This window comes from Saccharospirillum mangrovi, assembly GCF_003367315.1.
GTDB lineage: Bacteria > Pseudomonadota > Gammaproteobacteria > Pseudomonadales > Natronospirillaceae > Saccharospirillum > Saccharospirillum mangrovi.
In genome coordinates this window covers 3180317-3201052 of record NZ_CP031415.1, presented here as the reverse complement: position 1 = coordinate 3201052, position 20736 = coordinate 3180317, and the positions used below count along the sequence as shown (strand labels likewise).

The following is a 20736-nucleotide window of genomic DNA, read 5'->3' as shown; positions in this document are numbered from 1 at the left end:
TTTTCGTTATTAAATTTCTTTTCCGACTGAAACCGTTTTCCAAGCTTGTGCGGGGTCTTTGCGCCGGTATAGTCGCTGCTACCGGTCGGTACGATTCCCCCTCGAAAAGAGCCAGCTCACTGGCCAAGGAGCGCCCGACCGGTGCCTATCATCTAACTCTCCTTAGGAAACATCATGAAGCAACAGCCCGATCGAAACCTGGGCATGGAGCTGGTTCGAGTGACCGAGGCAGCGGCTCTTTCCGCATCGCGTTTTATGGGCGCGGGCGACAAAGAAGCCGGCGATGCCGCCGCCGTGGACGCCATGCGAGCTGTACTGCAAACCGTCAGCATGGATGGCGTCGTGGTCATCGGCGAGGGCGAGAAAGACGAAGCGCCCATGCTCTATAACGGGGAAAGTGTCGGCACCGGCGCGGAACCCAAACTCGACATCGCAGTCGATCCGGTCGAAGGCACCCGCCTGTTGGCGACTGGCCGACCCAACTCCATTGCCGTTGTTGCCGCCACCGAGCGCGGCGCCATGTGGGACCCCGGCCCGTCGTTCTACATGAACAAAATCGTCGTCGGCGAAGAAGCCCGCGACGCCATCGACATCACCCAATCGGTGGCCCGCAACCTCTATTCCATTGCCGAAGCGCTGGAGCGCAAGGTCAACGAAGTCACCGTCTTCGTGCTCGACCGGCCGCGCCACAAAACCCTGATTGAAGAAATCCGCGCTGCCGGTGCCCGGGTGCAACTGCACACCGACGGCGATGTGATGGGTGCGCTGATGGCGGCCATTCCTGGCACTGGGGTCGATGTGCTGATGGGCATTGGCGGCACGCCCGAAGGGGTCATTTCCGCTGCCGCCGTGAAAGCCTTGAACGGCGGCATGCAAGGCATCCGCGCACCGCAACTGGAAAGCGAGCGGCGCAAGTTGATGGATTTGAATCTCGATCTGGATCAGGTAGTCCGGCTCGACGATTTGATTGCCGCCGACGACGCCTTTTTCGCCGCCACCGGCATCACTGGCGGTCCGTTTCTGGACGGCGTGCATTACGACCGCGACGGCGGCATTACCACGCACTCAATTGTGATCCGCGCCGAGTCCGGTTCGTTGCGTTTTATCAAAGGCATTCACCGACTGAAGCGCTCCATCGAATTCGGCCGGCCGTCGAAGCAGAGCTTCCAGGCGATGGTGGACATAGCGGCGAAGTAATTTCGCCGCCGTGTTGTTACCAATGTTTGTTGGTCAGCGCCGTGAGAATGTGGTCGCGCCATTGCCCGTCAATGAACAGGTAATCTTTGGCCAGGCCTTCGCGATTAAAACCGAGCTTTTCTAATACACGGCCACTGCCAACATTCCAGGGCTGGTAGTTCGCCATCAGTCGATGCAATTTCAGCGTGTTGAAACTGTAATCGACGACAGCGCCGAGAGCCTCTGTCATCAACCCTTGGCCTTCATAAGTCTTAACGGTTCGGTAACCCAGATGCGCCGCCTGGAAGACGCCGCGCACCACATTCGATAGCCCCAGATCGAGCACAATGTTGCCGTCGATAAAGCCGTAAAAACGATAGCCCCGGCCCTGTTGCCACAGTCGCTTTTGCGCCGCCAGACGCTGGCGCGTTGCCCATATACTGGCTGGTGTATCGCCGCCGCCTTGGGCAAAATGATCAGCGTTTTCAGTCAAATAGTGATGCAGTTTGCGGCCGCGAATGCCTTGCGGTCCGGTGATTGTTAATCGAGGTGTGGTCAGCTTGACGGTCATCGGGCTCTCTCAGGTTGAACAATGTCGATGGCGAATGTCCGGTTCGTCGCTGCTGCATAAGCGTCGAACCTGCGCACATCTTTAACCCATTAAAAAAGTGAGTCTACTGTATGTGGAGTACACCTGATCTGTGTGACGACCATCCCGAAGCGGTTCGGGTACTTGAACCCGTGTTCCAGGATTTCGGCGGTAAGCCGGCGTTCTTTGGTCAGGTCGTCACTGTGCATTGCTACGAAGACAACTCCCGGGTGAAAGAACTGGCCGGCACCGATGGCGACGGCAAAGTCATGGTGATCGATGGCGGCGGTTCATTGCGCCGCGCTTTGATCGGCGACCAGATCGCGCTCGATGCCGTCAATCACGGCTGGCAAGGCGTGGTGATTCACGGTTGCGCGCGCGATATTCACGAGTTGCGCCGCATGCCGATTGGCGTCCGGGCGCTGGCCAGCATTCCGGTACGCACCGAGAAAAAAGGCCTCGGCGATGTCGATGTGCCGGTCGAATTTGCCGGCGTCACCATCGAACCGGGCATGTGGCTCTACGCCGACGAAACCGGCATCGTCGTCAGCCAGGACAAATTGTTCTGATGGTGTTGGAGTGGTCGTACGAACTCACCTCGCCGGATGCGATCAATGCCAAACCCTGGCCGGCGGATGTGCCGCTGCGCTTTGAGCAGGTCGAAATTCAGCAGGGCGAATTCAATCGCTTTCTGTATCTCTGGGTCGGTCAGCACTGGAATTGGTTTATGAGACGCGACTGGTCGCTGGAGCGCTGGCGAGAACACACCGAACGTCCCGAGCACCGCATCTGGTTGCTCAGCGTACGCGGCACACCGGCCGGTTACGTGGAAATGGAACGCCAGGATGGCAATCAGATCGAATTTATTTCCGTCGGTCTGGGCAAGCCATTTATCGGTATGGGTTTGGGCGGCGCTTTGTTATCGGAAGCCTTAAAGCGTGCGTTCGAGTGGACCGATGCCGATGGCCGGCGCCCGCAACGCGTCTGGCTGCACACGTGCAGCGACGACCACCCAAACGCCCGCGCCAATTACGAAGCGCGCGGTTTCAAACTGTTCAAAACCGAAGAATTCCCGGACCCGGAACACTAAGCGCGTGACGACTGTCTGGTACCTGGCGTTGCAATCGCCCGATCAATTACGCGCCAAAAACTGGCCGGCGAACGTGGCTGTACGCTTCGCCGAAGCGGAATTAAAAACCGGCGAACTGAATCGGTATTTCTACGAAAGCGTCGGCCGCGCCTGGCAATGGCAGGACGCCGACGACTGGCCGTTATCGCGTTGGCAAACCCACACCGAGCGACCCGAATTACGGCTGTGGATTTTATGGATTTCCGGCAGCCCGGCCGGTTATGTCGAGATGGAACGCCAGCCCGACGGCAGCGTGGAATTCATTTCCTTCGGACTGACGCCACCGTTTTTGGGCCAGGGTTTGGGCAGCGCTTTATTAAGTGAAGCGGTCAAAGTCGCTTTTGCCTGGACCGATGACAATGGCCGAATTCCAACGCGAATCTGGTTAACTACCTGTAGCGATGATCACCCCAATGCGCGCGCAAATTATGAAGCGCGCGGCTTTGAATTATTCAAAACGGAGATTGAATAAGGCGGATAATTATTGGTCTGTCCGCGCCTTGCTTTGCTGAATCCATAACCCCGCCACGATCATACCCAAGCCACCAAACGTCAGCCATTGCAGCGGTTCGCCGAGCACGAAGTGAATTAAAAACAGACTGATAAAAGGCGACAGAAAAATCAGTGTGCCGATGCGGCTGGCGTTATTGGTGTGGTGCATCGCCAGTTGCCAGAACACAAAAGTAACGCCCATTTCAAACACGCCAACGTAAGCCAGGCTCGCCCACACTGAGCCAGAGTTCATATCCGGCAGGCCGTCGCGCCACAGCATCCAGACAATCAACAGCGGCAGGGCGTACACAAAATTCTGAAACAGGGCGATGATCGGCGGTCGTTCATCGCGGGTGTTCAACAGCCAATAGCCGGCCCACAACAACGTCGAAAACAACGCCAGAAACAGACCGAAATAATCGAGCGAGCCGCTGACGTTTTGTCCGGCCAACGAAATAAACACCACACCGGAATAGCCCAACACCATGCCGAACAAATCCCAACGCGTCAGCTTGTGGCCGAGCAACGGCACCGACAACAAACCGAGCGTAATCGCCCAGGTGTAATTCACCGGCTGGGCGACTTGCGCAGGCAAGCGGTCGTAGGCTTCGAATAAAACGGCGTAATAAATGACGGGGTTGATCAACCCCAATTGAAAGGCGGCTTTGCGATCGGCCCAGAGCCGCGCTACAGCCATGTTTAATTCACCGCGAATCGCTAACGTCGCCATCAGGGCGAGAATGGAAAACACCGCAGCGCCGGCCATTAACTGGCTGACGCTGACCTGGCTTAACGCGACTTTGAACGCTGTGGCGACGGTGGACCAAAGCAACACCGCCATCAGCGCGTAGCCGATGGCGCGACGTTCAGACGACATGCGCAGTACTCAATCAAAGACAACGGCGAGCCAGACTAAGGGCGAACCTCGCTGGCTGCAACGCCGTTAAGCGGAACTGTTTAGATAGCGCTGCTTAGAATTGCCATTCCACATACCAACCGCCGGAGAGCGAGTTGTAATCGCTCAGATCGGAACGCAATTTCCAGGTGAACATCCAGCCGACGTTCGGCCCGGAGTCGGCGTTGGTTTTAATGTTGATGTTGGCCTGAACATAGTCTTCGGCTTCGTAGTCGCGGCCATTATCGAGCGTGGTGCTGAACGGTTCGGCATCGACGTAATACAGGCTGTTTTCGATGTTCAGATCGCGGCTGTCGAACAGGCGATAACCGATGCCGACACCGAAGACGTCGTAATAGCTGTTGTCGCGGCGCACGTGGTGATTGCTGTTGGCAAACCCCGGGCGTTCTTCACCCCAGAACGACGACACCCCAATGCGATTGTTCACCCACAAACCCAAACCCCAACGATTGGTGCTCAGCGCCAGGTCGCCCGGGTCGGCCGCGTCGTTGCCATCCCAGGTGTAGAACAGCGTGAAGTCGAGGTTATCGAAACCGCTGTCTTTGTGTTTGCGTTCAATGCGCAAATCGCCTTGGGTGCTTGGCGGCGGTGTGGTCGGGCCGAAACCAGTTTTGTTGAGTTTGTAATAGAAGCGACCGTCCATCGACAGACTGACGCGGCTGTTCTGATAGGTGAAGGACTGTTCGCCTTCGAAGCCATCGAATTCCAGTCGATAGCCGTTGAGCAATTGCGGATTGTCACGTTGCAGTTGGGCGCGCAAATCGCTGGCGGCCTGTGTTTCGATGCGACGTTTGCAGGCCGCGCCCTGGTCGGCATTGCTGCATTCGGCGTGGTACACGCCGTCGATGGTTTCGATGCGGCCATCGAGATTGGGGTGTGCATTCGTGTCGTCATCGCTAACGGCGACGGCGGCAAAGCGCGCCTCAACCCGGCAGCCAACCTGATTGTTGGCGTCGGCGGGCAGGCGCTCGTCGTTACGTTCGCGCAGTTCGATGCGTTTTGCCGTCGGGTGCTGTTCCGCAATAAACGCTGCTTCAAAATCGGCCAGTGCCTGGGCTTCGGCCTGTTCGAAGGCAATGTCACAAGCCTGCGCGACGGTCGCCGCGCGTGCCGTAGCGCTGGCGTTGAACGGGCCTTCTTCAGCCATCAACCCGGGGCTGATGACCACGGCTGAAAGCGCAATGAAAAGCGAGCGCATGCACTGTCCTCGTTGGGTTCGGATGCTCAATGTCCGCACCATAATAACAGTGCCCTAACGAGAAACAGTGCTGGTGGTCATCTTTGTTAGGTGGCCTTACAACAGCCAGCTTTGCACCGCGTGCGCCGGTGTGGTGATGGCCCAGTCGCCGTCGGCATCGCCCAGACGCCAGTCAACGGCGTGGTCGCTGTCGTTGAGTACCAGCAGAACGAGCTGGCCGTCCGGCCGTTCAAAGGCGACGTGATCGAGTTCATCCAGCCCGGCTGCCGACAGAATGCGCACCGAACCCGGCGGCACCGCTGCGGCAAAATGCCCCAGTACGTGATAAGACGGTTGCCAGCTAAAGCGGCCATTTTGGGTATCGACCAAAGCCGGTGCCGAACAGAAATTGCCGACGTGATTGGGGCCGCCTTGCAGATCGAGCGCCAGGTTCCAGTCGATCCAGCCCTGCGTCCAGCGGCGTAAATCGTTGATGACCGAACGCGCGTAGCGCTCTGCTACCGCCCAGCTATCCGGGTGCGGTCCGCCTTCCTGGCAGCCTTCGGTGAAGATCAAACCCTTGTCGGGAAAGGCGTCGTGCACCGCCTGAACGTTGTCGAAGCTGTCGCTCATGTACCAGTGAAAACCGCAGCCCCAGACGTACGGGGCGGTGTCGGCATCGCCAAGAATGGTGGCGGCGCGGTGGTACAAGTCGTCGCGGTTGTGGTCCCAGCACAGCAGACGCACGTCGGCCAGATCGGCCTGGTGTAACGCCGGGCCTAAGTGATCGCGAATGAAATCGCGTTCTTCAACGGCGTTGTAGCGGCACGAATCCCAGCTTTGGGTGGCATCGGGTTCGTTCTGCACCGATACGCCCCAAACGCTGAACCCCTCGGCTTTCAGCCCCTGAATAAACTGCACGTATTGCTGCGCCCAGGCGTCGCGGTATTCGGCTTTCAACTGGCCGCCCTGGTTCATCTGGCCGTTGGTTTTCATCCAGGCCGGCGGGCTCCAGGGCGACACCAGTAAATCGATGGGCCGACCCAAGGTAGCCTGCGCATCGCGGATCATCGGGAAGATGGCTTCCTGGTAATGCTGCAACGAAAACTCGGCGTCTTCGCTGGGCTGGCAGGCCCAATTGCCGAGTGCGAAATCGCAACTGTTCAGGTGCACCCGGCACAGCGAATAGGCGTGTTGATCGGGCGAGAAATAACCGTCCATAAACCGACGTTTTTCAGCGGCCGACAGCGCGGCGTAATTAACCGCCGCCGCTTCGGTAAAAGCGCCGCCAAAACCCAGGTGAGTCTGGTAACGCACTTGCCGGTTCAGGTCGAGGCGCGGGCGCTGAGGTGCGCTGGAATCCAGGCGTTTTGGGTTGTCCAGGGCGGTACGTTCCGGCTGAGAGAGCTGGCTTTGAAATCCACGAATCATTCCGATGAGTCCTTCTTAAAAAGGCGTTGACGCTGTGCTTTCTTGTAGTTTAGTGTTTGATGAAAGCGCTTACATGGTGGCAGTTTTCCACAGCTAGGCGCTTATTAAAAGGACTAAATGAAAGCGCTTTCATCCGCCTCTAAAAACAACAAGACGGAGCACAACAATGAAACTTCTGACCGCTGCGGCGCTCGGCGTAAGCCTGGCTGCTGCATCCACCACGGTGTTGGCTGAATCTGAACATCCGCACGGTGGTAGCTTGACTGTTCCCATCATCACCACCGCCTTCACCGAAAGCTTTAACCCCTACGTCGACCCGACCAACACCATCGCCGGCATCGTGTTCGAGCCACTGGCGTTTATTAACCCGATGCAGGATCGCACCCATTACCGCCTGGCCGAGCGCTACGAATACGGCGACGACCAGCGCAGCATCACCTACTGGCTGCGCGACGGTTTGCAGTGGTCCGATGGCGAAACGCTCGACGCCGACGATCTGATGTACACCTTCAAGCTGGCGAAAGAGGTCGCGATTTACGATCTGGCCGGTGTACTGGCGAGCGGCCGCGTAACCAACGTCGTCAAGGTCAACGACCGCGCCGTGCGTTTCGATCTGGCGCGTCCGGACACCACCATTCACTGGGACCTGAACACCTACATGCCGCTGCCGGAACACATCTGGTCTCAGGCGGCAGACCCGGCCACCTTCACCAACCCGCAAGCCATTGGTTCCGGCCCGGTGACCGAGGTTGCCTACGTGCGCGCCCAGCAGATGGAAATCTGCCGCAACCCGCATTATTTCCTCGAAGACCGACCCTATCTCGATTGCATCAAATACCGCGCCTTTAACGACAACGGCCAGATTCAGCCGGCGTTGATGCGCGATGAAATCGACTGGGGTTCCAACTTCATTGCCGACATCGACAAGACATACGTCGCAGCCGACCCGGAACATCATCACTACTGGTACCCGGCCAACGACGCGATCAACATCTACCTCAATACCAAGCGCGCGCCGTTCAATGATCTGGCGTTCCGTCAGGCACTGTCGGTAGCGATTGACCGTGACATGATTGTCGAACTGGCCGCCTACGGTTACCCGACCGTCAACGATTTCCCCGGCGGCATCGGCCACCATTTCGAAGCTTATATGGACCCGGCGATTTACGATCAATACGGCTGGCTGGGCCAATACGACCCGGACCGCGCCCGTGAATTGCTCGACGCCAACGGCTACGTCGATGCCAACGGCGACGGCATGCGCGACATGCCAGACGGCTCGGAATTGAGCTTCGATATTCGCGTAGTAAACGGCTGGACAGACTGGGTGCAAACAGTGCAAATGGTCACCGAATATCTGGCGGAAATCGGCATCGAAGCGCACGTCAATGCGGTCGAGTGGGGCGTCTACGATACCTCGCTGAAAGAAGGCGATTACGACGCGGCGATCAACTGGTCACTGCTGTCCACGCATCCGATTCAGACCTACAAAGAGTATTACCACACCAGCCGCATCGGGCAGATCTGGCACGCCAGCCACGGCGTTCATTCGGCACACATCGACGAATTGATCGATAACTTCGGCACCTTAACCAACGATGCCGATCGCGCTGCCACCCTCAGTGAACTGCAACGCTTTACCGCAGAAAACATGCCGTTCATTCCGGTGTTCTCCAACCCGACCTGGTTCCAGTATTCCACCTCCCGGGTTGAGGGTTGGCCGACGCCTGAAAATCCTTACGTGCATCCGGTGTTTTACACCGTCGGTAAGAAGACGTTGATCTTCAATAACCTGTACCAGAAATAAGGTTGACCGGGGCGTTCCGGGGGAACGCTCCGGTATTTTTTACCGAGCAATTGGACACCCAAGATGCGCTATCTTTTCAGTCGGCTGCTGTTTTATTTCGTAGCCTTTTTCATCGCCATTTCCTTTAATTTTTTACTGCCGCGCTTAATGCCGGGCGACCCTGTGGACGCGCTGTTTGCCGGCGCCGCCGGCCGCATGGACCCATCGCAAATGGACGCCGTGCGCGCCATGTACGGCTTCTCCGAAGGCACCCTGCTGGAACAGTACGGCCGCTATGTGGTCAGCGTGTTCAGCGGCGATCTGGGTCCATCAATTCTGATGTACCCGACCGAAGTCACCCGCGTGCTGGGCTTCACCTTTCCCTGGACGTTGTTTCTGGTCGGCATCGGTGTGATTTCAGCCATCGTTTTGGGGTTGGTGTTCGGCATCATTGCGGCCTATCGGCGCGGCGGTTGGTTTGCCTCCATCGTGCCGCCAGTGACGGCGGTTATTTCGTCGATGCCAGCGGTGGTTACCGCCTTGCTGCTGTTCTATTTCTTCGGCCTCAAACTGGAATGGTTTCCGCTATCGTACGCCGCCGATCCAGCCATGGAACCGGGCTGGCACGGCGCTTATTTAAAGAGCGTGGCCTACCACGCCGTGTTGCCGTTGTTCGTCATCATCATGGTCAGTCTGTCGCAGTGGGTGATGGTGATGCGCAATTCGATGATCAACGTGCTTGGCGAAGACATGGTCACCATGGCCGAAGCCAAAGGGCTCAGCACCAGCCGCATCATGCTGCGATACGCGGCGCGCAATGCCGTGCTGCCGGTGGTGACCTCGGTTGCCATGGGTTTGGGTTTTGCCGTGGCCGGGCAGATTTTTATCGAAATTGTTTTCAACTATCCCGGCGTCGGCAACACCCTGCTCAAGGCGATCAACGCACGCGATTATCCGCTGGTGCAGGCGCTGTTGTTGCTCATCGTGTTGTTTGTATTGATCGGTAATTTCATCGCCGATCTGACTTATTTGTGGCTCGACCCGCGGCTGCGTAAATCATGAAAGGTAAGTCCATGTCTGAGTATTCTCTCGCTCGCCGCCAGTGGGTTTGGCCGAGTTGGCGACGCCTGCGCATCAGCGGCGCGTTGCGTTTTTTTCAGAGCAATCCGACCGGTTTGATTGGCGGCGGTTTGCTGTCGTTGGTGGTCGTGGCGTGTTTAGCCGCGCCCTGGCTGACGGATTTTGATCCGAACAAACGCGTCGCCCGGCCGCACGTTGCGCCTAATGCCGAACACATTTTGGGCACCACACGACAGGGCCGCGATGTGTACAGCCAGTTGCTGCATGGCGGCCGAACGTCGTTGGCGGTGGCGTTTATTGCCGGCGCTGTCGCCACCGCGATTTCGGTCACCGTCGGTATTGCTGCCGGTTATTTCGGCGGCCGCATCGACCAATGGCTGAACTTCGCCATGAACGTGGTGCTGGTGTTTCCGCAGTTGCCGTTGTTGATCGTGCTGGCCGCGTTTTTAGGGCAGGTCGGGCCAACGGTGATTGCGTTACTGATCGGCATCACCGCCTGGCCCTGGGGTGCGCGGGTGATTCGCTCGCAAACGTTAGCGCTGCGGCAAAAGGAATTTGTACTCGCCGCCGAATGCATGGGTGAAAGCACTTGGCGCATTTTGCTGGTGGAAATTCTGCCCAACCTGACCGCCATCGTCGCCGGTGGTTTTGTCGGCGTGGTGATGTACGCGTTGATCAACGAAGCCGGTCTGGAATTTCTTGGCCTGGGCGACCCGACCGTCGTGACCTGGGGCACCATGCTGTATTGGGCGCAATCGGCCGCAGCGCTGTACACCGGCGGCTGGTGGGAAATGATTGTGCCGGCGGTGATGATCGCCTTAGTCGGCGGTGCCATGGCGTTGCTGAACATGGCGATTGATCAGGTCGCCAATCCGAAGTTAAAAACCGGGCCGCATCTGCGCCGTTGGCACAAGCTGCAACGGCAATTGCAGCGTGCGCGTGAGCGAGGTGACGCATGACCGCTCAGTTAAAAAGTCAGCCAGTGCCGCTGCTCGATATTCAAAACCTGTGCGTGGATTATCTGACGCCCAAAGGCGACGTGCGCGCCGTTAACGACGTCAGTCTCAGCATTATGCCGGGTGAGACGTTAGGGCTGGCCGGTGAATCCGGTTGCGGTAAATCGACGCTGGCGTTTGCCATCGCACGTTTGCTGAAAGCGCCGGCGTTGATTCGCAGCGGCTCGATTCATTATCAGGATCGGGATTTATTGCGCATGACGCCGCGCCAATTGCGCAAATTCCGCTGGCAGGAAATCAGCCTGGTGTTTCAAAGCGCGATGAATTCTCTGAACCCGGTGATCACCATCGGCGAACAGTTGATTGATGTGATCCGCGCCCATCGCGCCGTCAGCAAAGACGAAGCTCATTCTCAAGGCGAGGCCCTGCTGAAAACCGTCGGCATTCACGCCAGCCGCATGGCGAGTTTTCCGCATCAGTTAAGCGGCGGCATGCGCCAGCGCGTGGTCATTGCCATTGCGCTCGCCTTGCAACCGAAACTGATCATCATGGATGAACCGACCACAGCGTTGGATGTGGTCGTGGAACGGGAAATTCTCGATGAGTTGTATCAACTGAAAGACCGCTTCGGCTTTTCCATTTTGTTCATCAGCCACGACCTCAGTTTGATGGGCGAAATCGCCGACCGCATCGGCGTGATGTACGCCGGGCAACTGGTCGAATTGGGCAAGGCCGAAGACGTATTTTATCGGCCGCGCCAGCCGTACACCCAAGGCTTGATCAATTCCTTCCCGACCATCAAAGGCCCGAAAGATCGCCTGCACGGCATTCCCGGCAACCCGCTCAATCTGCTCGAAGCGCCGCGCGGTTGTTATTTCCAGGATCGCTGCTGGCGCGCCTTTCCGTTGTGTCGTCAACAGGCGCCGGAATTGATTGCCGTCAGTGAACACCATCAGGCGGCGTGCCACGAACTGACGCCGGGAGTCGACAAATGACCACAGCTACTGACGCAATACCGCTGGTCTCGATCCGCAATCTGAACAAGGAATTCAAGTTGGGCGGCGGCTTCGGACAAAGCACAACCTTGCGCGCTTTGACTGAAGTCTCATTCGATTTATACGCCGGTCAGGCGCTGGCGATTGTCGGCGAATCGGGCAGCGGCAAAAGCACCAGCGCGCGCATTTTATCGCAGATTTATCCGGCCACCGCCGGCGACATTCGCTTTAACGGCCAGCCGTTGGCCGACTACGTGCGCGAGCGTGGCAAGCGACGTTTTGCCAGCGACGTGCAGATGATTTTTCAAGACCCGTTCGGCAGCCTGAACCCGGTGCACCGCATTCGCTACCAACTGGCGCGGCCGTTGCGCTTGCACCGCAAACTCAAAGGCGCGGCGCTGGAAAAACGCATTCTGGAATTGCTGGAGCAAGTTGGGCTGACACCCGCCGCCGAAACCGCCGAAAAATACCCGCACGAACTCAGCGGCGGTCAACGCCAACGCGTCGCCATCGCACGCGCCCTGGCGGTGGAACCGGCGTTGATTCTCGCCGACGAACCCATCTCCATGCTCGATGTGTCAATCCGTTTGGGCATTCTGAATTTAATGCTCGATCTGAAAGAGCAACACGGCATCGGTTTTCTGTACATCACGCACGACATCGCCACGGCGCGTTACTTTGCCGAACGCACGGCGGTGATGTACGTCGGCCACATGGTGGAGTGGGGCGACAGCGATTCAGTCACCCAAAACCCGCAACACCCGTACACCCAATTGTTGATCGCAGCGGTGCCGGAACCGGGCGAACACAAAGACCGTGATTTGAGTCGTTACCAGCACAAAGCCGACATTCCGCAATGGCAACCGGACAGTCGCGGCTGCCCGTTTGCCGAACGTTGCCCGCATGCGTTGGCGGAGTGTCGGCAAAGTTTGCCAGCGGCGCGCGAAGTCGCGCCCGGGCATTTCGTGCGCTGCCATCTGTTCGAGGAGCGCTGAACCGGCAGTCCGGGGCCGACGTGGATCAAAAAGTTGCAAAAAATAAAAGCCCCGAGGAAATAACAACAAGAGGGAACGGTAATGCAAAAACAACTGCTTTTGGTGACAGCGGCGGTCGCGCTGAGCGCGTGCAAACCATCGCCTTATCACCCCATCGACAAAGACTGGCGTCTGGTTTGGGACGACGAATTTATCGGCGCCAGTATCGATCCGGCCAAGTGGGGTTTTGAACAAAACTGCTGGGGCGGCGGCAACAACGAACAGCAGTGTTACACCGACCGGCCGGTTAACGCCTACGTTAAAGACGGCGCGTTGCACATCCGCGCCCAGCGTGAAGACTTTACCGGCTCGGCGGAAACCGAAGACTCGGCCGCCTACGATCCGAACGTCACCCGAACGTTGCCCTACACCTCAGCGCGGTTACGCAGTCTGCACAAAGGCGACTGGACCTACGGCCGCATCGAAGTACGCGCCAAACTGCCGCAAGGCCAAGGCACCTGGCCGGCCATCTGGATGTTGCCGAGCGACTATGAATACGGCGGTTGGGCGGCCTCCGGCGAAATCGACATCATGGAAGCGGTCAACCTGAAAGCACAGAGCGACGCCGAAGGTGCCGAACCCGGCCAGCCGGAAAGCCGCGTGCACGGCACCTTGCATTACGGCCGCGCCTGGCCGGAAAACGTCTATTCCGGCACCGCTTATGACATGGCGGGCGACAACCCCGCGGACGATTTCCACCACTACGCCTTGGAATGGGAAGAAGGTGAAATCCGCTGGTACGTCGATGGCGTGCACTACGCCACCCAAACTCAGGACGACTGGTACACCCAATACATCAACGCCGAGGGCGAGATGGTGAACGGTGAAGCCGCCGCACCCTTCAACCGCGATTTTCATTTGCTGCTGAACCTCGCCGTCGGTGGCAACTGGGCCGGTACCGTGAACGAAACCGGCATCGATGAAAGCGTCTTCCCGCAGGAAATGGTGGTCGATTTTGTGCGCGTCTATCAGTGCGATGTCGATCCGTTAACCGGCCTCGGCTGCGCCACCCGTTCGCCCGATGCCGAAGACGTTGTGGGTAACGAGCCGCCGGAAATTATTCCGCCGGTCGATGACTTCGGCGCCGGCCCGCTGTTTCTGTTGTTCGATGGCGAGCTGTCGCCCGGCCTGGTCTGGAACGCTTACGACCCGGACGGCGTTATTACCGCAACCGCCCGCAGTGAAAACGGCGACGCCTACCTCAACATCAACAAAGCCGGAGCCAACGGCAATTTCTACGCGACGTACGCACCGCGCGCCGATCTCAGCCACTGGGCGGACGATGGCGATTTATTGTTTGAACTGCGCGTTAACAGCCGTGCGAGCGACGCGCAATTGCGCGTCAAACTCGACAGCGGCTGGCCCAATGTCAGTGACCTGCCGGTTGAACTGCCGCCGTTGGGGCAATGGCAAACGGTGCGCCTGAACATTGCGCAGCTGGTGGCTGCCGGCAACAGCATTGTGACGGGCCAGGCCGATTTGGCCGACATCCTGAACCCGATCGTCTTTGAACCCAGCGGCGCGATGGATGTCGACATCGACGACATCCGCTACCAGCAAAGCGACGACTGAGCGCAGCCAGCGCCGAGCTTGACTGATGGAGCGAGAGTGGTAAAAGCAGTCGACCCCATACCACAAGGGCGCAACATGCCCACCATCAAAGAAGTCTCCGAACTGGCTGGCGTTTCCCAGGCAACGGTGTCGCGCGTGATGAACGGCAGCGATCGCGTCACCGATGCCACCCGCAAACGGGTCGAAGCGGCCATGCAACGTTTGGGTTACCGGCCCAATTCGGCGGCGCAGTCGTTGGCCTCTAACCGCACCAACGCCATCGGCATGGTGGTGTCGGAACTGCAAGGGCCGTTCTACGGCCCGATGATGGCCGGCGTGGAAGACGTGCTGCGCCGGGCGCGCAAACACCTGATCATCGCCTCCGGCCACGGCGAGGAAGAACGCGAACGCGACGCCATCGAATTTCTGATCAACCGTCAGGTCGATGGCTTAATTCTGCTGGTCGAACGCATCGACGACGCCGAACTGCTGCGCCTGAATGAGCGCGTGCCGGTGTTTTTGATCAACCATCACGTTACCCAATTGCACCAGCGCACCACCTGGCTGAACAACGAACTCGGCGGTTATCGCGCCACCCGTTATCTGATCGAACACGGCCACCAACGCATCGCCTGCGTCACCGGCCAGATGTGGAAACAGGATGCGCAGGAACGTTATCAGGGCTATCGGCGGGCCATGCAGGAAGCCGGTTTACCGATTGACGACGACTGGGTGATTCACAGCTTTTTCGAATTCGAAGGCGGCTATCAGGCGTTCGAAACCCTGCAACAACGCAAGCTCGACTGCACCGCCATTTTTGCCAGCAACGACGAAATGGCGTTCGGCATTCTCGAAGCCGCCGACAACCACAACGTTGCCGTGCCGGACCAACTGTCGGTCATCGGTTTCGACAACATCTACACCGCTAATTACGTTAAACCCAAGCTGACCACGATGAATTTTCCGATGTATGAAATGGCGCGCTCGTCTGCCGAAAATGCACTGGCAGCGGTGTACCAGAAACGGCCGATTCAGGAAGTGGTGTACGAACCAACGCTGGTCGAACGCCAGACCGTACGCCAGCTGTAATTGGCCCGCTTTTCCAGCCCAACCCAGACGTTGATACAGTAGCGCCCGGCCCGCCACCCAACCGAGCGCACCGCCGAAAAAAAAAGGAAACCGCCATGCCCGATATGATTGTCTCGCTGCAACAATTGCCGGCCACGCCCGCCGTGCCGGAAGGCTGCGCATTGCAGCCGGCGCAAGCCTGGGATCGCGATGCGATAGTCGACTGGGTGCGGCGCGAATTCGGCGACGGCTGGGCCAGCGAAGTGGGCAATGGTTTAGGCTCACACCCGGCGCGGGTGTTGGTGGTACGGCGCGGTAACGAACTGCTCGGCTTCGCCTGTTTCGACGTCACCTTTCCCGCCTTTTTCGGCCCCACCGGCGTCAGCGAAAACGCCCGTGGTTTGGGTTTGGGCAAGGCGTTGTTGATTGAATCGTTGCACCGCCTGAAACAACGCGGCTACGTGTACGGCTTTATTGGCGACGCCGGCCCGGTCGAGTTTTATCGCCAAGCGGTGGGCGCTGTGCCAGTGCCCGAGGGCCTGGCCGGTGCTTACACCGAACCGTTGCAGCGCGGCTGATCAGGCAGTGGCGTAAAGGGGAGCTTAAAAACCTGGGCAATAAAACAGTTGGGCAATAAAAAAGCGGGCTCCAGCCCGCCTCAAAAACCCGCTTCAATAGCAACGCCGGCGGGCACCAACCCGGCCGGCGTATGGCGGTGCGCCAGGCACCGCGGTGTAACCCTTAGCGTTCCAACGCCTGAATGTTGGTTTTCAGGCCCAACTGCCAGTTCAGGCCATCGGTGGATTTCCAGACGTCGTTGAAGGGAGCGTACTCTTCATCCGCCCCGCCGATCACAAAAAGCGCGTTGTTGAAGACGACGGCCTGGTGATATTGGCGAGCGGCGAAGGGGTTGTCGCCACTCGGGGTCAGTGCCCAGTCGCTGCCGTTGGATGAGACCCAGACGTTGTTGGAAACAGGGTTCTGACCCCCAATCACCCAGAGTTGTTGATTGAAGGCCACGGCTTGATAACCAGCACGCGGAAGAATTGGGGTGCCATCTGTTAATTTGATTTCGACCGGGCTCCAGTTTTCACCGTTGGTGGAAGACCAGATAGCAGCGGCGCCATTGCCATCACGGCCCAGCAGCCAGAGGGCTTCGCCATTGCCAGCACCGTTATTAAACACCACCACCTGATGGTCATATTGCCCCACATTCAGATCGCTGCTGTGTTTCGTCCAGGTATCACCATCGACCGAGGACCAGACATCAGACAAGGGTTTGAACTTGTTGTCATCCAAACCAAAACCATAACCCCCAATCAACCAAAGCTTATCGCCGTCGCCGTCGCCGTCGTCGAAGACCACAGCCTGGGGCGATTGGCGAGGGCTGAATCGCTCGGCACCGGCTGGTTGGGTATGCTCCGTCCAGGTGATGCCATTGGGTGATGACCAGACGTCGTTTTGGGAATTTCCATCCGCGCCGCCAATCACCCAAAGCTGGTCGTTGAACACCACTGCACCGTGCGAATCGCGAGGTGTGAACAAGGCCGCCCGGTCTACGTCCACCGGTGTCCAGTTCAGGCCGTCGGGTGAGGTCCAGAGGTCGTTGAGGTATCTTTGTCCATCATAGCCACCGATTAACCAGAGCTGTTCGCCGGTGCCGTCGTCAAAGCTCACCACCTGGTGGCCGTAGCGCGCAAAAAACTCGGCTTGGGCGCTGCGGTGCTGCCAGTGCTCGCCGTCGCTGGACGACCAGGTGTCATTGAGAAAACAACCACCACAGCTATCACCACCGATCAGCCAAAGCGATTCATCGGCCCCATCGTTGGCGACGACCACTTGGTGCAACGTACGAGGCGGAAAATCCGCTGGCGGATCCTGTTCTGTCCAGACTTCGCCGTCCGGGGATGACCAGATATCGTTTTTATAAGTGCCGTCGTGCCCCCCAATCACCCAGAGTTGGTCGTCGAACACCACTGCCTGGTGCGCAAAACGCGCCGAAAAGCGTTCCTCTTCGGGGTCGAGTTCAACCTTGTTCCAGGTGTAGCCGTCGCTGGACCGCCAGATGTCGTTGTTGCGTTGGAACGATTCATTCATGCCACCGATCACCCAGAGTTGTTCACCCTCGCCATCGCCCGCGTTGAATGCCACCACTTGATGACCAAAGAGTTTCGGCAAGGGCTTGCCGGAGGTCCCGGTTTCACCCAGGGCTATTTGCGGGGTAATCCAGTCGCCATTGTGGAGCAGATAGACATCGTTGGTGGCACTGTCCACGTCGGAACTGCTTAACCCACCCATCACCCAGAGTGTGTTCTCGGGGTCGCCCGGCTCAGTCGCGGCGATGTTCTCGAACACTACGACCTGGTGCCTATTAAGGGCTATCGGCAGGCTGGTTTTTGACTCCCAGTTCAGCCCGTCCTCCGAGGCCCAGACGGCCTGTTGAGTCCCAGCGTTAATGCCGTCATCCTTCCAACCGCCGATCACCCAGAGTTTGTTCTGGTAAACCACCACTTGGTGATAGGCAAGAGGCCCGAATTCTGCTTCGGCATCGCGCAACACCCACTGCACCCCATCGGGTGACGACCAGATTTCAGCGCTGCTCCCGTTCCCACCAGGAAGATCACCCCCAATCAACCAAAACTCCCCGTTAAAAAACACCGCCTGGTGCACCGCTCGCGGTGAAAACCGGCTGGGGCTGAGCAGGGTGTTGAGGCGTTGTTCGCCCTGGCGCAGTTGGTAGTAGCCGGGGTGGTTAAGGGTGAGGGCTGTGTCGGTAAAGGCTTCGGTGGTGTTATTGAGGGTGTAGATGTTGGGGTCGGTGCAGCCCATGGTGTTGTCGGTATCGAACTCGCAAACCGGGTCGCTGCTGGCGTGAATTTCAAGGCCGGGGATGGGGCGGGATAAGCGCAGTTGCGAGGAATCCTCGCCGACCCAGGCCTCCAGTTGCAGCGGCGCTTTTTCGGCGGGTGGTGCAACGATTTGCGGGGCATTACCGCTGCCGCCGGAACAACCGGCCAGTGCCAGCACGGCCAGACATGGCAAGGCGATGCGTTGCCAAAGGGAACATTTGTTCATGGTGAGAGCCTCTCAGTAGGGCACTTTTTTTTCAGGGCGCTTTTCAGGGCGTTTCTTTTAGCCGGGCGCGTTTTAGGCGCGTGTTAAAAGTGCCGGGATTTAAAGTGCTATTGGTGCCAATGAATGAGCGATAGCGCGCTTATCCAGCGCGTTCGCCGAGTCTACGAGAGGGCCATTTGAGGCATCGTTTTACCGATCGTGTTATTTCAGCGTGTTCGTTTGAAGATCGTGCATTTAGTTGTCAGGAACGTTTGAGGGCGCTTCAAATGCTGGGTTTATGCCGTTCCTGTTTGCCTGCGATAAACCAAAAAAAGCCCTCGCAAGGAGGGCTATCACGAAGTTGGCGTTGCGCAAGTTGGGTTTGCAGCCAACGCCATGCAGGAGTGCGGGTTCGTTTCCGTGCTTACTCTTTCACCCCGCCCTGAGTCAGGCCGGCGATAAACTGCTTCGACGCCAGCATAAAGGCGATGATGGTGGGGCCCATCATGATCAGAATACCGGCGAACATCATGTGCCATTGAATGGCGAATTGCTGATTAAAACGTTGCAGGCCGAGCGTTAACGGGTAATGACTTTCGCTTTGCAAAAAGATCAGCGGCAGGAAGTATTCGTTCCAGGCTTGCACGAAGGTGAGCAGTGCGATGGTGGCAATGGCCGGGCGCATCAGCGGGAAAATAATGCGCGCGTAAATGGTGAACGGCAGTGCGCCGTCCATCTTGGCGGCTTCTTCCAGTTCGGTGGAAATGTTCTTCATAAAACTGACCAGAATAAACACTGCCACCGGCATCATGCTGGCGCTTTGTACCAGAATCACACCCAGCAAAGTATCGAGCAGACCGAGCCCGCGCACGATGTCGAACAGGGGCGCGAGTGCCAGCCGAATGGGAATAATCACGCCGACCAGAAACAGCAAAAAGATCAGCGTGCTGCCGCGAAATGGCATGCGTGCCAACACAAAGGCGGTGGTGCTGGCGCAGAAGGTGACCAGAATTACTGAGCTGACGGAAATGATGGCAGAGTTGAGGAAATACTGCGCGAAGTTGGCGTTCACCCAGGCCTTGGCAAAGTTGCTCCAGGTTACCGGGTCGGGCAGGCCGAACGGTTCGCGAAATACTTGCCCGACGTTGGGTTTCAGTGAGTTCAGCACCGCCGCGCCAAACGGCACCAACACCACCACAACCCAGGCGAGCATGATCAGTTGGACGACCAGTTGTTCGCGTTTGTTGAGTTTGAAAATCTTGTCCATGCGTTATCCGTCCTTAGCTGCTGCGCAGGTTTTTCAGCGCCAGGAAAATGGCCGCTGGCAGAATCATCAGGGCGGTCAGCAAACCGATGGCGGCGGCGAGACCAAAGTTGGTGTCGGTGGTGTCGGCGTTGCCACCAAAGGCGGTGCGGAACAGGAAGGTGCCCATGATGTCGGTCGAGCGCAGCGGGCCGGCTTCCGGCCCCATGATCAGCAACACGTAGTCGGCGTTGTTGAATACATCGACCAGCACGATAACGGTGATCAACACAAAGGCCGGGCCGAGCACGGGCAAGACGACATTGCGGATGGATTGCCAGCGGTTGGCGCCGTCGAGCATGGAGGCTTCGAGCAAGTCGGTGCGCACCGCCAGAATGCCCGACAAGATCAACATGATGGCAAAACCCATGCGGTGCCAGGTGTAGAACATCGCCATGGTGATTAATGCTGTGTCCGGGTCGCCCAGAAATGGAATGGCGTTATCGACCAGGCCGGTTTGCATTAAAAACGCATTCAGCGGACCGCGCGGATGCACGAATAAGTCGAGCAGATAGGCCACGGCCGCGCCGGCCATCGGGTAGGGCAAAAAGAACAGAATCTGGTAGGTCTTGCGGCCCCAGGTTTTGAAGCTGAGCAGCAACGCCAGGCCGGTACCGATGATTAAAAACGAGCCAATAATAACGATGAAAAAAATCACGTTTTGCACCAGCGCATTGAGCATCTGGTCGCGGTAATACTCTTGCGTCAGCACCTTGGCAAAGTTGTCGAGGCCGACGAATTCTTTGGGGCCGATGCCGGGCCATTTCACCAGACTCAGTGAAAACAGCGCCATCAGCGGAATGAAGTTGAAAATGCCGTAGAGCAGTACACCGGGCGTGAGCAATAAGGTGCGCTGAATTTTTTCCAGTGCGGTGTAGCTGAGCCAGCGGCGTGATTCGGTCGGTGTCATGGTCGCCAGGGCGTCGGAGTCGGCTTGTGGGGTCATGATGGTCACACGGGCTGAAGGTCTTGGGAAGGAGACGGACAGGCCCGGTGGGG

General features: G+C 58.1%; 19 protein-coding genes. 12 read left to right on the top strand and 7 right to left on the bottom strand.

Annotated features, from left to right (window positions below; all coding sequences use genetic code 11):
• The first annotated feature begins 174 nt into the window (after positions 1–174).
• On the top strand, positions 175–1197 hold the full coding sequence (gene glpX, locus DW349_RS14985) for a class II fructose-bisphosphatase (RefSeq protein ID WP_108123999.1): 1023 nt from the start codon (positions 175–177) through the stop codon (positions 1195–1197).
• Between the two features lie 16 nt (positions 1198–1213).
• Here the strand turns inward: glpX and DW349_RS14980 are convergent, their stop codons facing one another.
• Entirely contained in the window at positions 1214–1747 is a 534-nt protein-coding gene (locus tag DW349_RS14980) for a GNAT family N-acetyltransferase (RefSeq protein ID WP_108123998.1), read from the bottom strand.
• 110 nt (positions 1748–1857) lie between these two features.
• On the opposite strand from DW349_RS14980, the gene rraA reads away from it, so the two are divergent.
• Genes rraA through DW349_RS14965 form a run of 3 tightly spaced genes read left to right on the top strand, consistent with a single transcriptional unit; the run spans position 1858 to position 3366 of the window.
• Positions 1858–2334 carry a ribonuclease E activity regulator RraA gene (gene rraA, locus DW349_RS14975; protein WP_108123997.1) on the top strand — a complete coding sequence of 159 codons (477 nt, stop codon included), beginning with the start codon at positions 1858–1860 and terminating at the stop codon, positions 2332–2334.
• Positions 2334–2855, top strand: a complete 522-nt coding sequence (locus tag DW349_RS14970; protein WP_108123996.1) for a GNAT family N-acetyltransferase — start codon at positions 2334–2336, stop codon at positions 2853–2855. The genes rraA and DW349_RS14970 overlap by 1 nt, the downstream gene beginning before the upstream one ends.
• Positions 2856–2859: 4 nt before the next feature.
• Positions 2860–3366 carry a GNAT family N-acetyltransferase gene (locus DW349_RS14965; protein WP_157954214.1) on the top strand — a complete coding sequence of 169 codons (507 nt, stop codon included), beginning with the start codon at positions 2860–2862 and terminating at the stop codon, positions 3364–3366.
• A gap of 9 nt (positions 3367–3375) precedes the next feature.
• On the opposite strand, the gene DW349_RS14960 is transcribed toward DW349_RS14965, so the two are convergent.
• The 3 genes from DW349_RS14960 to DW349_RS14950 all read right to left on the bottom strand — a co-directional run bounded on the left by DW349_RS14960 (position 3376) and on the right by DW349_RS14950 (position 6910).
• Positions 3376–4263 (bottom strand): DMT family transporter, encoded by an 888-nt coding sequence (locus tag DW349_RS14960; protein ID WP_108123994.1) that lies wholly within the window; start codon positions 4261–4263, stop codon positions 3376–3378.
• A 94-nt stretch (positions 4264–4357) separates the two neighbouring features.
• Complete coding sequence (locus DW349_RS14955) at positions 4358–5500, bottom strand: hypothetical protein (RefSeq protein ID WP_108123993.1); 1143 nt, start codon at positions 5498–5500, stop codon at positions 4358–4360.
• Positions 5501–5596: 96 nt separating this feature from the next.
• Entirely contained in the window at positions 5597–6910 is a 1314-nt protein-coding gene (locus DW349_RS14950) for a glycoside hydrolase family 30 protein (RefSeq protein ID WP_108123992.1), read from the bottom strand.
• A 166-nt stretch (positions 6911–7076) separates the two neighbouring features.
• Between DW349_RS14950 and DW349_RS14945 the strand changes: the two genes are divergently transcribed.
• From DW349_RS14945 to DW349_RS14910, 8 genes are all read left to right on the top strand, one after another.
• Positions 7077–8717, top strand: a complete 1641-nt coding sequence (locus DW349_RS14945; RefSeq protein ID WP_108123991.1) for an ABC transporter substrate-binding protein — start codon at positions 7077–7079, stop codon at positions 8715–8717.
• Between the two features lie 63 nt (positions 8718–8780).
• Complete coding sequence (locus DW349_RS14940) at positions 8781–9758, top strand: ABC transporter permease (RefSeq protein WP_108123990.1); 978 nt, start codon at positions 8781–8783, stop codon at positions 9756–9758.
• Positions 9759–9769: 11 nt separating this feature from the next.
• Entirely contained in the window at positions 9770–10735 is a 966-nt protein-coding gene (locus DW349_RS14935; protein ID WP_232819261.1) for an ABC transporter permease, read from the top strand.
• On the top strand, positions 10732–11727 hold the full coding sequence (locus tag DW349_RS14930; protein ID WP_108123988.1) for an ABC transporter ATP-binding protein: 996 nt from the start codon (positions 10732–10734) through the stop codon (positions 11725–11727). The genes DW349_RS14935 and DW349_RS14930 overlap by 4 nt, the downstream gene beginning before the upstream one ends.
• Positions 11724–12722, top strand: a complete 999-nt coding sequence (locus DW349_RS14925) for an ABC transporter ATP-binding protein (RefSeq protein WP_108123987.1) — start codon at positions 11724–11726, stop codon at positions 12720–12722. Before DW349_RS14930 ends, DW349_RS14925 begins: the two co-directional genes overlap by 4 nt.
• Before the next feature lie 81 nt (positions 12723–12803).
• Positions 12804–14333, top strand: a complete 1530-nt coding sequence (locus DW349_RS14920) for a glycoside hydrolase family 16 protein (protein WP_108123986.1) — start codon at positions 12804–12806, stop codon at positions 14331–14333.
• 75 nt (positions 14334–14408) lie between these two features.
• Entirely contained in the window at positions 14409–15401 is a 993-nt protein-coding gene (locus DW349_RS14915) for a LacI family DNA-binding transcriptional regulator (RefSeq protein WP_108123985.1), read from the top strand.
• 95 nt (positions 15402–15496) lie between these two features.
• A complete protein-coding gene (locus DW349_RS14910) occupies positions 15497–15958 on the top strand; it encodes a GNAT family N-acetyltransferase (RefSeq protein ID WP_108123984.1) in 462 nt (153 codons plus the stop codon).
• A 163-nt stretch (positions 15959–16121) separates the two neighbouring features.
• Here the strand turns inward: DW349_RS14910 and DW349_RS14905 are convergent, their stop codons facing one another.
• The 3 genes from DW349_RS14905 to DW349_RS14895 all read right to left on the bottom strand — a co-directional run bounded on the left by DW349_RS14905 (position 16122) and on the right by DW349_RS14895 (position 20683).
• The gene (locus tag DW349_RS14905; protein WP_108123983.1) at positions 16122–18455 is read right to left on the bottom strand and encodes a Kelch repeat-containing protein; all 2334 of its coding nucleotides are present in this window, start codon (positions 18453–18455) and stop codon (positions 16122–16124) included.
• Positions 18456–18858: 403 nt separating this feature from the next.
• Positions 18859–19701: a carbohydrate ABC transporter permease gene (locus DW349_RS14900; protein WP_108123982.1), complete on the bottom strand. Its 843-nt coding sequence runs from the start codon at positions 19699–19701 to the stop codon at positions 18859–18861.
• A gap of 13 nt (positions 19702–19714) precedes the next feature.
• Positions 19715–20683: a carbohydrate ABC transporter permease gene (locus DW349_RS14895; RefSeq protein ID WP_232819260.1), complete on the bottom strand. Its 969-nt coding sequence runs from the start codon at positions 20681–20683 to the stop codon at positions 19715–19717.
• Positions 20684–20736 lie beyond the last annotated feature (53 nt).

Bases quoted from the DNA above. Each gene is read 5' to 3' on its own strand.
- glpX (WP_108123999.1), top strand. From the start codon at position 175: ATGAAGCAACAGCCCGATCGAAACCTGGGCATGGAGCTGGTTCGAGTG.
- DW349_RS14980 (WP_108123998.1), bottom strand. From the start codon at position 1,747: ATGACCGTCAAGCTGACCACACCTCGATTAACAATCACCGGACCGCAA.
- rraA (WP_108123997.1), top strand. From the start codon at position 1,858: ATGTGGAGTACACCTGATCTGTGTGACGACCATCCCGAAGCGGTTCGG.
- DW349_RS14970 (WP_108123996.1), top strand. From the start codon at position 2,334: ATGGTGTTGGAGTGGTCGTACGAACTCACCTCGCCGGATGCGATCAAT.
- DW349_RS14960 (WP_108123994.1), bottom strand. From the start codon at position 4,263: ATGTCGTCTGAACGTCGCGCCATCGGCTACGCGCTGATGGCGGTGTTG.
- DW349_RS14955 (WP_108123993.1), bottom strand. From the start codon at position 5,500: ATGCGCTCGCTTTTCATTGCGCTTTCAGCCGTGGTCATCAGCCCCGGG.
- DW349_RS14950 (WP_108123992.1), bottom strand. From the start codon at position 6,910: ATGATTCGTGGATTTCAAAGCCAGCTCTCTCAGCCGGAACGTACCGCC.
- DW349_RS14945 (WP_108123991.1), top strand. From the start codon at position 7,077: ATGAAACTTCTGACCGCTGCGGCGCTCGGCGTAAGCCTGGCTGCTGCA.
- DW349_RS14940 (WP_108123990.1), top strand. From the start codon at position 8,781: ATGCGCTATCTTTTCAGTCGGCTGCTGTTTTATTTCGTAGCCTTTTTC.
- DW349_RS14935 (WP_232819261.1), top strand. From the start codon at position 9,770: ATGTCTGAGTATTCTCTCGCTCGCCGCCAGTGGGTTTGGCCGAGTTGG.
- DW349_RS14930 (WP_108123988.1), top strand. From the start codon at position 10,732: ATGACCGCTCAGTTAAAAAGTCAGCCAGTGCCGCTGCTCGATATTCAA.
- DW349_RS14925 (WP_108123987.1), top strand. From the start codon at position 11,724: ATGACCACAGCTACTGACGCAATACCGCTGGTCTCGATCCGCAATCTG.
- DW349_RS14920 (WP_108123986.1), top strand. From the start codon at position 12,804: ATGCAAAAACAACTGCTTTTGGTGACAGCGGCGGTCGCGCTGAGCGCG.
- DW349_RS14915 (WP_108123985.1), top strand. From the start codon at position 14,409: ATGCCCACCATCAAAGAAGTCTCCGAACTGGCTGGCGTTTCCCAGGCA.
- DW349_RS14910 (WP_108123984.1), top strand. From the start codon at position 15,497: ATGCCCGATATGATTGTCTCGCTGCAACAATTGCCGGCCACGCCCGCC.
- DW349_RS14905 (WP_108123983.1), bottom strand. From the start codon at position 18,455: ATGAACAAATGTTCCCTTTGGCAACGCATCGCCTTGCCATGTCTGGCC.
- DW349_RS14900 (WP_108123982.1), bottom strand. From the start codon at position 19,701: ATGGACAAGATTTTCAAACTCAACAAACGCGAACAACTGGTCGTCCAA.
- DW349_RS14895 (WP_232819260.1), bottom strand. From the start codon at position 20,683: ATGACCCCACAAGCCGACTCCGACGCCCTGGCGACCATGACACCGACC.